Source organism: Corallococcus exercitus (assembly GCF_003611585.1).
Taxonomy (GTDB): domain Bacteria; phylum Myxococcota; class Myxococcia; order Myxococcales; family Myxococcaceae; genus Corallococcus; species Corallococcus exercitus.
In genome coordinates, this window is sequence record NZ_RAVW01000268.1 from 1 (window position 1) to 13,114 (window position 13,114).

A 13,114-nucleotide genomic window follows, 5' to 3' on the forward strand; every position below is an offset into this window, starting at 1 on the left:
GTTGAGGGGGAGGGCAGATGCAGAGGGGTCGAGGAGGGCCGCTAACGGGTGCCGCCGAGCTGTGCGCCAGGCGGAGGAAGAGGCGGTGCAGCCTCCTATGGGCACACGCCAACCCAGACGCCCCTCCAGCAAGGGGGCAGCAGGGGCGTGAGCTTCAGGAGCAGCGCGACTGCTTGAGCCTCAACACCCCGCCAACTGCGGTGGGCCCTGTGCTGGGGCCAGCTTCACAGGCCCAGAGGGCAGTCCCAGGTGCTCCAGAATGGTGCTCACCCCACAGGGAGCCGTCAGGGATGCCAGTACCCTCCTGCGGCCTCCACACCTCACGCAGGCGAACACGTCGAAGTCGAACGTCCTCCTCAGCAACTCGGCGTAAGTCCACTCGCGGCGTTCTCTGCTTCATCCGCTCCGTTCTGGCCGCTGCCTCCCTTCCCGCTCTCGCCTCCTCCTCACCTGCTTGGGGGAACGCCTTCGACCTGGTGACGGGCACCCTGGATGCCCAACTCCAGGGTACGAACGGGCAGCCCATCGTTCTTCCCCGCGGGTCCGGCGGATGAGAGCCAGGGCCTCTACGGCCGGCTGCACGTGGCCACCACGGGCGCGACCCTCGTTCCGTTCCGTCCCACGCGCTGAGCCGCGAGGGGGCAGCTGGTGAAGCAAATGCTAAAGCAAGGCCTGGCAACCCGTATTGGATTGCCAGGCCCCTGGCTGCCTTCGCGGCTAATTGCAGACGCCGTCGCGGTCCGCGCAGTAGGCGAAGCAGGACGACATATAGACACCCATGATGCTGGTGCCGTCGCAGCAGTAGCACATCACCCAGGAAGCGTTCTTCTCAGCCGCGTCGGCGCTGGGACCGCACGTCGCCTCGCACTGAGCAACGGAACCGGTACACGTGGTTCCGTCCGCGCATGCAGCGACCACCTCTTCGTCGGACGTGCCACCACACCCCGCCAACAGCCCCACTGCCATCAAGCCCGCGACGATTGCCATTCGCATGTGTATGTCTCCCGGTTGAGTGCTGCCCGGCCACCATAAAACAGGGTGTCTCCCCTCTGGGAATCCGGGTCGCGAACACCTCATGCACTGACGGGGTGCGGGGCCTCCAGGCCTGTCACGGCTCGACGATGGTGGCGCCCAGCCCACCGAAAAGCGGGAGCGCCAGCGACACACAGGTAACGGCGGCGAGCACAGGTTCGCTCTCTGCGGTGATCTCCGGCTGCTACTTCGTGTCTTCAAGAGGCGGCGGCATCAGCTGCACGGGGGACGCGGGCGGAGGGACGCCGCCGTACACGTTCAAAGCCCAGGACGCGGTGGGCGTCTGGAGCGAGGACTCGTCGGAAACCTGCAACCCCATCGACTGGCAGTGTTTGCCCTGATGAGTCACCGCTTCCCAGGTTCCTGACTGGAAGCTCCGCGCTCGGCTTGCGGCGCGGAGCCTTCAGGTGCTGACGGGCACCAAAGCGAACGTCCCCAGTGTGCCCCTCCAGCGGGAATTCAACGGGACGAGACGGGACGAAGCGGAGGAACGAACCGAGGTGCCAATGCTCGGGGTGCGGGGGAGCGAGACGAGGGGTACGGATTTGCTCTTGTGTTTCGCGGAGTCACGAGAACAGGCGGGCCGTGACCGGATTGGTAGGGAGGCTGTCAGGCAGGGCGCCTAAGTTGCGCGCTTGACCCCGTCACGCAGCTTGGAGGTTTCCATGCGTCGCATTCACATGCTGGCTGGTGCTGTTCCCCTTTTCGCGGCCACGTCCGCGCTCGCGCAGTCGCAGTTCATCACTCCGTCGGAGGGCACCCGCTCGGTGTCCGCCACCGTCATCGCGAAGGACGCCGGCATCACCAACGTCAACGCGTCCGACTCGCGCCGGACGAATGGCTTCGAGGACTTCAACGAGAGCCTGGAGCTGAAGGCCAGCAAGCAGCCGCAGTATGACGACACGCACAGTCACGCGGACTCGAATGGCTCGGGCACGGAGACGTCGAGCATCACCGGCTCCCGCATCAGCGCCGAGGTCCGGGCCACCGCGAATGGCTGGACGCAGGCCACCGGGCGCGGCTACGCCACGGGCAACGCGGACTTCTACCTGACGTTCCAGCTCAACCGCTTCGCGCGCTACGCGGTGTCCGGCGATGCGACGGCGGACACGACGGCGGGGGTGTACGGCGGCTCCACGTCGCTCGTGTACATCGCGAGCCTCACCACCGGCGAGCCGGTGCTGTCCATCGACATCGGCAACACGGACTCGGACTCGGTGCGCCGCAAGGGCTGGCTGTTCCCCGGGCCCTTCACGCTGCAGGGAGACGTGTCCGCGCTGGTGGACGCGCGCGAGGGCACCGCGGGCACGGCGACGTCGTGGTGGAAGATGGACATCCAGTTCTTCTGCCCGGCCGACTACGACACCAACGGCACCGTGAATCAGGCGGACCGCGACGCGTTCCTCAACGCGTGGAACGCGGGCAGCCTGGACGCGGACGCGGACGGCAACGGCGTGGTGAACAGCACGGACCGCACCACGTTCCTGCTGGCATACGGCTCGGGCTGCTGAAGCAGTCGCCTGACGCCCGGTGCGGGAGGACGACATCCCGCACCGGTGTCCCAGCACGTCCAGTAGACGCACTGGCAGACGCCGCGGATGCACCGGCCGAAGCGGGCCCCCGGGTCCATGCAGTCGCTGGCGCAGACGCCCGTCGTGCAGGAGGCGAGCGGCTCGCCAGGCGTCGGCGCGAGTGCCACGGTGGTACCGAACGACACGGCTGCACCTGCGACCACGGCGAGTAGAGTCTGTGCGGCCTTCTTCGTGGAGCCAATCATCGTTGTGCCTCCCGGGCCAGCAGCGCCTCCAGTTCCGCCTTCTCGCGCGCGTCCCAGGGATGGCGCGCGTAGAACGTCAGCGCCTGCTGGGCCAGCTCGCGCGCCCGCTCCCGCGCTCCGGGGCGCGCCTCCAGCACCCGCGCCAGCGCCAGGCGCGTCTCCGCGACAACGGGCTCGTTCTGCTCGATGTCCTGCAGCTGGAGCACCCGCTCGAAGTGGGTGACGGCCTGCGAGGTGCGGCCCAGCGCCAGCTGGACCGTGCCCAACCGCAGCAGCGTCTCGCCCAGCATGAAGTGCTTCGGCCCCAGCCCCTGGACCTGCTGCTCCAGCGCCCGCTGGAGCGGACGCAGCGCCTCGGCATGCCGTCCCTGGGCCGCGAGCACCTCGCCCAGGCCGATGAGCGTGTCGGCGAGGTCCGGGGAGGTGGGGCCGAAGACGCGCTCCCCCACCGCCAGGGCGCGCTCCAGCTCCTCGCGGGCCGCGGCGTACTCCTTGCGCTGCAGGTGGATGTGGCCCAGGAGCATCCGCGCGCGGTTCTCTCCCGGGCTCTCCTGGCCCGTGGCCTCGTAGGTGCGCACCGCCTCGCGGGCCAGCGGGAGGGCCTCGTCCGCGCGGCGCTGCTGGAGCAGCAGCATCACCAGGTTGCCCTGCACCTGCGCCACCCGGGGATGGCGGGGGCCACGCCACTTCAACCCGAGCGCCAGGGCCCGCCGGACCGCGTCGGTGGCCTCCTCGTAGCGCCCCAGCGTGCTCAGCCCCATGCCGCAGTTGGCCCACAGGCCCGCCATCTGCGGGTGGTCCTCGCCCAGCTCCGCGCTCGCCTGCTCACGGGCCTTCAGGAAGTGCTCGGTGGCCTCCGCGTACTTGCCCTGGTCGAACAGCGCGCCGCCCAGGCTCCTGTGGAGCGTGGACTGGAGGTTGGGGGCCCCGCCCAGCCGCTCCAGGGTGGCCTGCGCCTGCCGGCCCCAGGCCCGTGCGGGCTCCAGCTGGTGCAGGTTGATGCCGTACAGCCACACGAGCTCGATCTGCGCGCGCGCCTTCAGCTCGTCCAGCCCGAGCGCCTCGGCCGCGAGCACCGCCTCGGTCAAACGCCGCTCCGCGTCCGCGTCCTCCTGGAGCCCCTCGTGCATCACGCCCTGCCAGAAGAGGGCCTCGGCTTCGAGCGGGCGCGCGCCCAGCTCCCGCGCGCGGGCGTGCACCGCCCGGGCCTGCTCCAGCGCCTCGCGCTCCCGGCGCGCCGCCTGGAGCACTTCGACGAGCGCCAGCCGCGTGCGCAACCCCTGCTGCTCCGGCGAGGCCGGGCCCCGCGGCATTACCGGCGCATCGGCGCGCTGCACGCCCTGGACGGTGCAGGCCGTCAGGTCGGGCAGCGTGCCCACGAGGCTTGCGGCCTCGCGCACCTCGCTCGCGGACGCCTGGACCAGCAGGTCCGTGAGCGCCCGCACCTTGTCCCGGCGCCAGTCCAGACACTGGTGGCGCTGGTTCAGCAGCGCCTCCGGCTGCTCCCGCGCCACCCAGGTGGCCTCGCACGCCTGGGTCCACTCGCGGCCCCAGCGGGCCGTGTAGCCGTCCAGCGCGCGCTCCACCATGGCCCACGCGTCCTGCGTGTAGGGCTGCCGCGTGGCGAGGAAGACCTGGGCGATGCGCTGCTTGCGCCCTGCGTCCCAGATGCCAGCGAACCGCGCTTGCGCGCCCTGACACCGCGCCCGCCGCTGGTGGTCGTCCCGGTAGAGCATGGCGCCCGCGCCCGTCAGCAGCACCAGCGCGGCCGCCGCCAGCCGCCGCCGCTGCACGGCCAGCGGGCCCCGCGCGAGCTCCGCCAGCAGCGCCTCCATGGACGCGAAGCGCCGGGAGGGCTCGCGGCTCAGGCCGCGCAGCACCACCGCTCGCAGCCAGCGCGGCACGCTCACGCCCCGGGGCACGGCGGGCACCGGGTGGTGGAGGATGCTCTCGCGCAGCCCCTCCCACGTGTCGCCGGCGAAGGGCCGCTCCCCGTGGAGCGCCTCGTAGAGCGCCACGCAGAAGCTGTACTGGTCCGTCCGCGCGTCCACCGCGCCGCCCAGCACCTGCTCCGGGGCCATGTAGGCCGGCGTGCCCAGCAGCGTCCCGGTGCGCGTCAACTGCCCGGACTCCTTCACCACCACGACGCCGCTCGCGGGCAGCGCCGCGAACTCGGAGGCGCCCAGCTCCCGCGCGAGGCCGAAGTCGGTGACGCACACGCGCCCGTCCTCGCGCAGCAGCACGTTGTCCGGCTTGAAGTCCCGGTGCACCAGGCCCGCGGCGTGGGCCGCGGCCAGCCCGCGCCCGGCGCCGAGGAAGCGCTCCAGCACCTGCCGCCAGGAGCGCCGCCCGGCCTTCAGCCACTGCGTGAGGGTGCTGCCCTTCACGAGCTCCATGGCGAGGAAGACCTCGTCGCCGAAGGTGCCCGCGTCGAAGACGGCCAGCACGTTCGGGTGCTGGAGCCGGGCCATGGCCTGGGCCTCGCGCAGCAGCCGCGCCTGCCCCTCCCGCGTGCGCGCCGTGCCCAGGCGCAAGAGCTTCACCGCCACCTTGCGGTCCAGCTCCGGATCATACGCGCTGAAGACGACGCCCATGCCGCCCGCGCCCAGCCGCTCCAGCAGCAGGTACCGGCCCACGGAGCGCCCCCGCTCCAGCCGTGCCTCCACCCGGCGCTCCTCCGCGGAGGGCGGGGGCCCGGAGGCCACCGGCGGAGGGGCCAGCGCGCTGTCCCGCGCCAGCTCCGACAACAGCTGGCGGCACGGGACGCACCCGTCCACGTGCTGCTCGATGGCCGCCACCTGCGAGGGCGTGCAGAGCCCTTCGACGAACTCGATGGCCGCGTTGTCGTCCAGACAGTCCGGCCCCGGTCCCGGGGAGTGGTCATCGGCGGGCGGGGGCTCGGGGGGAGACATGACGCGGAGTCTATGAAGGTCGGGACTTCACGTAAAAATGGGTTGAGGGCATCCTGGGGGCCTGGGGAGGTGCGGTGTGCGCACGGAGCAGCAGGTGACGGCGGCCTTCCTGGACGGACTGGGCGCGGAGCCGCGCTCGCGGCTCACCGGCTGGGAGGCGGCACTGCCGGAGCTGCTCGGGGCGGCCCGGCGCGCGTGGCCCGACTTCGCGGTGGACGCCGGGGACTTCCTGCGCTGGCTGCTGGAGCGGTTGCCGGCGGCGGGCCCCCAGGGCGCGGAGGTGCTGAAGGCGGCGGACCTCTACCTGGCCTTCGCGTGCGCCCGGGGGGACGCGGCGGCGCTGAGGGGCTTTGAGCGGCACTGCGTGCCGGAGCTGGAGGCCGCGCTGGCGCGCCTGCGCCTGTCCCGCGTCGAGCAGGACGAGCTGCTCCAGGAGCTGCGGCAGAAGCTGCTGGTGTCGGAGAACGGCGCCGAGCCGCGCATCGGCCTGTACGGGGGCAAGGGCGAGCTGCGGCGGTGGGTGCGCTCGGTGGCGACCCGCGAGGGGCTGGTGCGGCTGCGCACCCACACGCCCGAGGTGGGCATGGAGCAGGAGTTCTTCGACGCCTTCCCCTCGGCCGCGGAGGACGTGGAGCTGCAGCACGCCCGGCGCGAGTACCAGGTGGAGTTCAAGCGCGCCTTCGAGGACGCGCTGCGCTCGCTGGAGCCCGCGGAGCGCAACCTGCTCCGAAGGCACTTCATCGACGGGCTCACCACCCCCCAGCTCGCGGCGCTCCAGGGCGTCCACCGGGTGACGCTGTTCCGGCGGCTGCGCCAGACGTGCGACGCGCTGGTGGAGCGGACGCGGCAGCGGCTGCTGGAGCGGCTGCCGGTGACCGAGCGGGAGCTGGCGAGCCTCGACCGGCTCATCCGCAGCCACCTGGACGTGAGCCTGGAGCGCCTGCTCCCACCCGAGTAGCCCCCGGGCGCGCCGGTTTCGTGCACCCCGGAATGCAACCGGAAATTCCGGGGCGCGTCCTCCAGGTCATCAGACGTCTTCCTGGAGATCGCCCATGAGCATCAACGTGCGTCCGAACAGCCCGAGCCTTCCGGCCCCCCGTCCTGCTGCCGTGCCCCCCGGGAAGCAGGCTCCCGCGAGCAATCAGGTGGCCCAGGCGGCCCCGAAGGGCAACGCGGCGCCGGTGGACCTCAACGCGCGCATCAACACGGTGAACGCGAAGGTGGCGGAGATCGCCGCGTGGGCCACCGTGGGCCACACCGTCATCGACCAGAGCGTCAAGCAGCTGTTGAAGCCGTCCCAGCGGGGCGTGGAGACGGCGCTCAAGGTGCTGCCGCGGCTGGTGGCCCAGCGCCAGAACTTCGCCCGGGCGATGGACGTCACCATCAACCAGTCCAAGTGGCTGATGCAGCAGCCCTCGGTGCGCAACAACGCGACCTTGCTGAACAAGGTGAAGACGCAGCTGCAGACGGCCCAGAACATCAAGGCCCGGGAGCTGGCGGGCTTCAACTCCCGCATCGGCAGCGTGCAGCGCTTCCTGGGCAACAACGCCTCGCTCGTCAATGGCCCGCTGGCCACCGGCCTGGCCCGGCTGGGCACCGCCATCAACATCGTCGGCGCCGGCGCCACCGGGGTGAGCGCCTACCAGTCCAGCCCCGCCACCACCGACGTGGGCCGCGCGGTGGACGGGCTGCTGTCGGGGGCCGGCAACTACGGCCTGGCCACCCTCATGGGTTCGACGCCGCCGGGCGCGGTGCTGGTGGCGCTTGATGGCGTGACGGGCGGCAACATGTCCGGCTCGGTGACGAGCGCCACGAATTCGGCCGCGGCGCTGCTGGACGTGGCCATGACGGGGCGGCTCGACGCGGCCGGGGGCCTCAACGACAAGAACCGCACGGGAGGCAACGGCGCGCTCATCCAGGCGGCGGCCCACGTCTCCGAGGCGCTCTCCACCCTGGGCGACCCGGCGAAGATGGCCGACTTCAGCGAGCGCGCGATGAACGGCGACATGGGCGTGGTGGCCCAGTTCGCCTCCCACCTGGGCAACTCCCTGGGCATGCCGGTTCGCTGGGGCCTGGAGCTGATGCAGGGCATCCGCGGCCGCATGGGTTTCTGACGCGGGAACCACTTCCTTCACGTCACCGCGTCTGTCTCGAAGCTGGGGCGCTACGGGGTCGCCCCCCGCTCCGCCCGCGAAGCCCATCCCTTCTTCCGGGCATCGGAGGCGGATTCGCCCAGCGCTTCCTGGATGAGGGCGCGGAAGTGGCGTGCGCCCGCGTCCTGGTGCGTGCGTTCGTGCCAGACGAACTGCATCTGGAACTCCATGGGCGGAGTGGGCAGCTCCAGGATGCGCAGGCCCGTCATCGTGCGGCAGCGCTTGGCGATGCGGCGAGGCATCCCGGCCGCCAGGTCCGTGCTGGCGACGATGGCCGCGGCCGCGGCGAAGCTCGGGGCCACCATGGCGATGCGGCGCTCCAGCCCGTGCTCCTGGAAGAACGCCGTGGCTCATTGGCGGCGTGAGCCAGCCGGGTCTCATCAATCCGGTGCGGTAGAGAGGGCAGCCTCGGGTCAGTCGAGCTCGGAGATGTCGACCTCGAAGAACTTCTTGCCGTGGGTCTTCAGGGCGAATGCGAAGCTCTTGCAGTAGTAGCTTTCACCCACGCGGTACAGGGAGAACACGGCCAGCTCGAGGAGGTCGTCCTTGTTTTCCCCAAAGGTGACCTTCAAGGGGCGGGCGAAGCGAATCTTGATGTCGGCCGTGCGCACCACGAAGCGTGTGTTGGAGGACACGCTGGAGTGCAGGCGCATCCGGGTGCTCTTGGGGCCCGAATCGATGAAGGGCGAGCCGAGCGTGAGCTTCACGGACTGCATGGTGCGGAATTCGCCGAGGTCGCTGAAGACGCTCTCACCCTCATGGAAGCCACGTTCCTTCTTGGGCTTGCCCTCCATGAAGTACTTGAGGATGCGCTCCTCCGCGTCCTCCAGCAGCGTCGCGAGGGCATGCGAGGACCGCCCTTTGGAGGGAGTGTAGGGCCAGGGGTTGTTCGGATGCGCGACCTGGATGTCGACGATGCGCCGGTCCTGCTCGCGCGGAACCTCGCCCTTGGCGCCGCTGAGCTGGTAGGCCGCTTTGGCGATGAGGGTATCGACGTCCGTGGGTTTGTCCGTGGTGCAGCTCTTGAGCTGGATGCTCTTGGCGAAGAGGTCCGTCTGTTTGCCGATGGTGAGGTCCGCGTGGGTCTGCAGGATGACGACCCGGCCCTTCTTCATGTGCTTGAGGCTTTCCCGCACCTCGAAGAGGTGGCCCTGGAAGATGCCCAGGGTGGATGACACGGCGTTGCGAATCTTCAAGAGGATTTGCGCCTGTGTCCGGGCCTCCTGGGTCTCCTTGTCGAGCAACTGCTCGTAGTCCTGCTTGAGGGCCGCATAGGTCCCCAGCAGCTTCTGGGCTTCGGCGATGAGGTCCGCGATGTTCTTCGAAACACTCATGGCAGCTCCAGCGGGCGGCCAGCGCCGGGCTTCGGAGAGCCACAGCGAGCCCGGTTGAGGGGGACGGCACAGGCGAGGGGTGCGCCCAGGCCCTGGCGCGGAGCAACGCATGTGCCAGCCCAGGGGCTGCAGGCGGTGCGTTGTCGTTCGAGGGGGGGCTGACGCCTCCTGCGCGTCCCGCGAAGACGCTGCTGCGTGCTGCGGGAACGCGTCCGCCGCCCACGCGGGGAAGCCGCCATGACAGGCGCGCTGGAGGCCATGGACGCTGGGCAGCTCCATCTGTTGCTCGCCATGACGAACACTGGCAGCGCGCTTGTGGCTTGTGGCTTGTGGCTTGTGGCTTGTGGCTTGTGGCTTGTGGCTTGTGGCTTGTGGCCCTGGCCGTGCTGTCGGGTGCCAGCGCAAGGCCTGACTGCGTGGACGGGTCTAACGTCCTGACACCACTCCAACTGCGGTGGGCCCTGTGCTGGGGCCCGCTTCACAGGCCCAGAGGGCAGTCCCAGGTGCTCCAGCGTAGCAGCACCGCGAAAGTCCAATCGTGGTGTGCACTGCTTCTTCGGCTCCTCCACCGTCGCGGCAAACGACGGGCTCTTCTCCTCCGGCTCCGCCTTCTCTTGGGGGAGCTCTCGCTGAAGGGGCTCGAGCAGAATGGCCTCGTGAAGCGCACCCTCTTCGCGTCCGTCCCGCCGCGCGTCGATGATGCGCTGACGCCGCTGGGGCGGACGCTCGTCGAACCGCTCCGCGCGCTGAAGAAGTGGACGCGGGTCCACCAGGACGAGCTGCGCGAAGCGCGCAGGGACCATGCGCGGCGCGCCGTGAAGCCCTGGTGAAACGGCCCGTCACCCCGGGGACAGCCTCTGGGGGACGGGCGTCAGCCGACAGGGTTCAGTACCAATACCAGGAGTCCCAGTGCGCGGGGAACGGACCACAGGTGTCCAGGCAGGACCAGTGCTGGACCGTGGTGCCGAAGACCGTGAACTGGACCGTCTTCGTGCAGCTCCAGCTCTTCTCCGCGTTGGACTCCGGCGGGGCGTCGACGATGTTCATGGGGCTGAGCTGGAGCTTCACGTCGACGCTCTTCTCGGACAGGTCGATGCGCTCCGACGACCACTGCCACTGCTCACCCACGCGGGCGATGGTCTCCACGCGGTAGACCTCCGTGGTCTCCGGGTGGAAGGTGAACGTCCCCTTAATGACTTCTACCGTGAGCTCCAGGCGCACTGGGAGGCGGAGCGCGACCGGTTGGAGCGGAGCGTGAACGAAAACAGCGACACCGTGCACCGCCTGGTGTCCCTGCTCTACACGACGCGCAACCTGCTGAGCAGCGGCATCACCTACACCCGGCTCCAGAACAACGTGGCGCTGGACGGGGACGTCGCCCTGAAAGCGATTGGCGCCGCAGGGGGCGTCCTCTTCGCCCTCCAGGGCGTGGACAAGGGACACGCGGTCGGCGTCTTCCGCACGAAGAACCTCTTCAGCGCGGACCTGTTCCTCTTCATCGACCCGAACACCGGCGTGTTCGCGTTCCGGGACCTGCGGAGCTTCAGCGCGTTCCTGGCGCTCTACTGGCGGTCCATGCTCGCCACGACCTACACCACCGGGACCGTCTGCAGGTAGGTCAGAAAACGCCGCGCACGAACTGTGTCAGCATTCGCGGAGACCGATGAGTAGCTTCCCCTGGTGACCTTCTCGAAGAGCTCAAGCCACCCAAAAACTTCAGGAGTCCGGGACATCTGACCAACGATGTCACCCGGCGCCCAGGCCTCGCGCAGTGCCGTGATGAAACGTGCGGCATCAGCCTCACGCTTGGGCTCATCATGCGATGCGAGCAGTTCTTCAATGGTCCTGATGTACGTTGGAATTCGAGACGTGGGATTGAGCAGCAGTCCACTGGCCGTCTCTCTCCAAGCAACTCAAATCCCTCATGGAGAGATGTCTGATCTGGCTTGAAGAGGTGCATGCAGGTGGGAACAGTGATGCGCCTTCGACGATAAGCCAGGGCCCGGACCGCCCGGTCCTCTACCGAGCAGGCCCCACCACCGCCTTGGGTGGAGCCCTCCAGTCAGGCCCCGGTGGCCGAGGATGCATCCGGTCCGTGAAACGCCCCCTGTGGATGACGCGCCGCGCCTTTCACGCCGCGTCTGTCTTTCCAACCCAAGACGTGACCGGCCCCCTCTCCCGGGAGCGACCCACGGTCTTCAGACCTGCAATTAAATTCAGTGATTGTCTTTGCGAAGTCCCCCCGTGTTAGGGATGGCCCCGCTTCGTTTCACTCCCCCAGGGGTCTCCATGAATTGGCGGTATGCGGTGAGCAGGTTCGGGTTGGCGGGGTTGTTCTTCTCGGTCGTCGGGCTGGGCACGAGTGCCCATGCGCAGTCGGCGGTCATCTACGGCTCGCTGGGCAACTTCGACATCTCCAACGACACCGGTGAGGTCTGCCACGGGTTCGAGATCGAACTCGAGGGGCTCAGCTCGCAGGACGTGGTCACCACCTTCAGCACGCAGCGTTACGGCGCCGCGCAGATCGTCCCGTACGCCACCGGCGTGCGCGTGCGCTGGGAGAGCCCGTACAACGCGGCGACGCAGCAGTTCGCCCAGCGGACGCTGCCGCACACCGTCCCGTGGTTCCCGGGGCAGTGCTACCAGTGGAACGCGGGGACGTACCAGGACTCGGGCTGCGAGCACTTCGGGACGAACATCACCCGCAACGCGACCCACGTCCGCTCGCGGTGGCTGTGCGAGGACAGCTCGAACCCGGGCACCCTGGTGCCGCGCGATCCGCCGACCTCCGTGCCGATGCCCACGTATTACATGGCGCCGCCGGCGCGGCCGGAGAGCCCGCCGGAGCTCGTCGCCGAGGTGGAGGCGCCCGAGCCCGCGGAGGCGCCCGAGCGCTACGGCGACGCGCAGTGGATGCGCGTCTTCGAGACCGAGCTGCCCCGCGAGGTGGCGCTCGGGGAGCTGATGGCGGACAACCCCGCCGTGGTGCCGATGAACCTCGCCCAGCTCGAGTCCGAGTACGAGATCGTCCAGGACGAGCCGGCCTCCAGCGGGGATGGCAACCGCCGCCGGCGCCGCCACCAGAAGGCGGTCGCGCCGACGACCCGCTCGGTCATCCGCCGCATCGAGATGTACGCCTACACGGGGGCGTATGACGCCGTCACCCACGAGGCCCTCTGCGCGGACGGGCTGTGCAACGCGCCGTCGGCGGGAGAGGTGGGCGCGCTGCTCAGCGTGCAGATGAGCGCGGCCAACGTGCAGCCGGACGCGGTCCTGCTCACCAAGCCCACGAACGGGAAGATCAACTCCACGGACCGGCTGCTGGCTTGCGGCAGCAAGTGCGAGCAGTCCTACACCGCGGGCCAGGTGGTGACGCTCACGGCAGAGCCGGACAGCGGCAGCACGCTCACCGGCTGGACCGGCGCGTGCAACGGCACGGCGCTCAGCTGCACCGTGACCGTGAACGGCCAGATCAAGGTCGGGGCGACCTTCTCCGTGAAGAGCGGCGGCGGCAAGGGCGGCAAGTAGTCCGCGACTTGAAGGCTGTGCGTGCACGCCGCGCCCCGGAGTTCCGGGGCGCGGGAGCGGGGGCGGGCGCCACGACGCCAACCCTATACCCAGGTGCACGGCCTCTCCTGATGCATCGATGCTCGGGCCCGTGCTTCTGCTCTTCCTGGGCGGATGCGCCGCGTCGGGCCCAACGGCACCGCCCCATCCCAGCGCCGAGGTCGCGCGAGGCCCCTGGTCGGAGGTGCCCACGCTCCAGATGCCGTCGGAGGACGCCTCGTCCATTCCGATCAGCCTCCTGAAGGATGTCGCGGACGCGCTGCTGAAGCTTTCGGGCGCGAAGACCTGCACGCATACGACGAATGGGAGGGGTGTTGAGGGTGAGGGCTGATGCAGAGG

Annotated in this window: 12 protein-coding genes and 1 pseudogene; 7 read left to right on the forward strand and 6 right to left on the reverse strand. The window is 69.7% G+C overall.

What is annotated here, in order from left to right:
* Nucleotides 1-492: 492 nt before the first annotated feature.
* Nucleotides 493-630: a hypothetical protein gene (locus tag D7W79_RS43825; protein WP_158617057.1), complete on the forward strand. Its 138-nt coding sequence runs from the start codon at nucleotides 493-495 to the stop codon at nucleotides 628-630.
* An 87-nt stretch (nucleotides 631-717) separates the two neighbouring features.
* Here D7W79_RS43825 and D7W79_RS27690 read toward each other — a convergent pair whose 3' ends face one another.
* Together D7W79_RS27690 and D7W79_RS45860 are read right to left on the reverse strand one after the other, a co-directional pair.
* Entirely contained in the window at nucleotides 718-993 is a 276-nt protein-coding gene (locus D7W79_RS27690) for a hypothetical protein (protein ID WP_120528399.1), read from the reverse strand.
* Nucleotides 994-1,216: 223 nt separating this feature from the next.
* Nucleotides 1,217-1,351, reverse strand: a complete 135-nt coding sequence (locus tag D7W79_RS45860; protein WP_276375514.1) for a hypothetical protein — start codon at nucleotides 1,349-1,351, stop codon at nucleotides 1,217-1,219.
* Between the two features lie 346 nt (nucleotides 1,352-1,697).
* Between D7W79_RS45860 and D7W79_RS27700 the strand changes: the two genes are divergently transcribed.
* Entirely contained in the window at nucleotides 1,698-2,543 is an 846-nt protein-coding gene (locus tag D7W79_RS27700) for a GC-type dockerin domain-anchored protein (protein ID WP_147442080.1), read from the forward strand.
* A 262-nt stretch (nucleotides 2,544-2,805) separates the two neighbouring features.
* On the opposite strand, the gene D7W79_RS27705 is transcribed toward D7W79_RS27700, so the two are convergent.
* The gene (locus tag D7W79_RS27705; RefSeq protein WP_158617059.1) at nucleotides 2,806-5,721 is read right to left on the reverse strand and encodes a tetratricopeptide repeat protein; all 2,916 of its coding nucleotides are present in this window, start codon (nucleotides 5,719-5,721) and stop codon (nucleotides 2,806-2,808) included.
* A gap of 76 nt (nucleotides 5,722-5,797) precedes the next feature.
* On the opposite strand from D7W79_RS27705, the gene D7W79_RS27715 reads away from it, so the two are divergent.
* Both D7W79_RS27715 and D7W79_RS27720 read left to right on the forward strand, forming a co-directional pair.
* Nucleotides 5,798-6,679, forward strand: coding sequence for a sigma-70 family RNA polymerase sigma factor (locus tag D7W79_RS27715; protein ID WP_158617060.1), 882 nt, complete (start codon nucleotides 5,798-5,800; stop codon nucleotides 6,677-6,679).
* A gap of 94 nt (nucleotides 6,680-6,773) precedes the next feature.
* Nucleotides 6,774-7,835 carry a hypothetical protein gene (locus D7W79_RS27720; RefSeq protein ID WP_147442081.1) on the forward strand — a complete coding sequence of 354 codons (1,062 nt, stop codon included), beginning with the start codon at nucleotides 6,774-6,776 and terminating at the stop codon, nucleotides 7,833-7,835.
* Nucleotides 7,836-7,885: 50 nt separating this feature from the next.
* Here D7W79_RS27720 and D7W79_RS27725 read toward each other — a convergent pair.
* Nucleotides 7,886-8,206 (reverse strand): annotated as a pseudogene (locus D7W79_RS27725) (LysR substrate-binding domain-containing protein); the annotation flags it as partial.
* 81 nt (nucleotides 8,207-8,287) lie between these two features.
* Nucleotides 8,288-9,208, reverse strand: coding sequence for a hypothetical protein (locus tag D7W79_RS27730; RefSeq protein WP_120528407.1), 921 nt, complete (start codon nucleotides 9,206-9,208; stop codon nucleotides 8,288-8,290).
* A gap of 503 nt (nucleotides 9,209-9,711) precedes the next feature.
* Between D7W79_RS27730 and D7W79_RS27735 the strand changes: the two genes are divergently transcribed.
* Nucleotides 9,712-10,038 carry a winged helix-turn-helix transcriptional regulator gene (locus D7W79_RS27735; RefSeq protein ID WP_208729853.1) on the forward strand — a complete coding sequence of 109 codons (327 nt, stop codon included), beginning with the start codon at nucleotides 9,712-9,714 and terminating at the stop codon, nucleotides 10,036-10,038.
* A gap of 55 nt (nucleotides 10,039-10,093) precedes the next feature.
* On the opposite strand, the gene D7W79_RS27740 is transcribed toward D7W79_RS27735, so the two are convergent.
* Nucleotides 10,094-10,429, reverse strand: coding sequence for a hypothetical protein (locus D7W79_RS27740; RefSeq protein ID WP_120528408.1), 336 nt, complete (start codon nucleotides 10,427-10,429; stop codon nucleotides 10,094-10,096).
* 33 nt (nucleotides 10,430-10,462) lie between these two features.
* On the opposite strand from D7W79_RS27740, the gene D7W79_RS27745 reads away from it, so the two are divergent.
* Nucleotides 10,463-10,825 carry a hypothetical protein gene (locus tag D7W79_RS27745; protein WP_147442082.1) on the forward strand — a complete coding sequence of 121 codons (363 nt, stop codon included), beginning with the start codon at nucleotides 10,463-10,465 and terminating at the stop codon, nucleotides 10,823-10,825.
* A gap of 672 nt (nucleotides 10,826-11,497) precedes the next feature.
* Nucleotides 11,498-12,736, forward strand: a complete 1,239-nt coding sequence (locus tag D7W79_RS27750; RefSeq protein ID WP_147442083.1) for an InlB B-repeat-containing protein — start codon at nucleotides 11,498-11,500, stop codon at nucleotides 12,734-12,736.
* The last annotated feature ends 378 nt before the right edge of the window (nucleotides 12,737-13,114 follow it).

Excerpts from the sequence above, each read along its gene's own strand:
- D7W79_RS27730 (WP_120528407.1), bottom strand. The coding sequence starts at position 9,208 with ATGAGTGTTTCGAAGAACATCGCGGACCTCATCGCCGAAGCCCAGAAG.
- D7W79_RS27705 (WP_158617059.1), bottom strand. The coding sequence starts at position 5,721 with ATGTCTCCCCCCGAGCCCCCGCCCGCCGATGACCACTCCCCGGGACCG.
- D7W79_RS45860 (WP_276375514.1), bottom strand. The coding sequence starts at position 1,351 with ATGGGGTTGCAGGTTTCCGACGAGTCCTCGCTCCAGACGCCCACCGCG.
- D7W79_RS27690 (WP_120528399.1), bottom strand. The coding sequence starts at position 993 with ATGCGAATGGCAATCGTCGCGGGCTTGATGGCAGTGGGGCTGTTGGCG.
- D7W79_RS27720 (WP_147442081.1), top strand. The coding sequence starts at position 6,774 with ATGAGCATCAACGTGCGTCCGAACAGCCCGAGCCTTCCGGCCCCCCGT.
- D7W79_RS43825 (WP_158617057.1), top strand. The coding sequence starts at position 493 with ATGCCCAACTCCAGGGTACGAACGGGCAGCCCATCGTTCTTCCCCGCG.
- D7W79_RS27700 (WP_147442080.1), top strand. The coding sequence starts at position 1,698 with ATGCGTCGCATTCACATGCTGGCTGGTGCTGTTCCCCTTTTCGCGGCC.
- D7W79_RS27750 (WP_147442083.1), top strand. The coding sequence starts at position 11,498 with ATGAATTGGCGGTATGCGGTGAGCAGGTTCGGGTTGGCGGGGTTGTTC.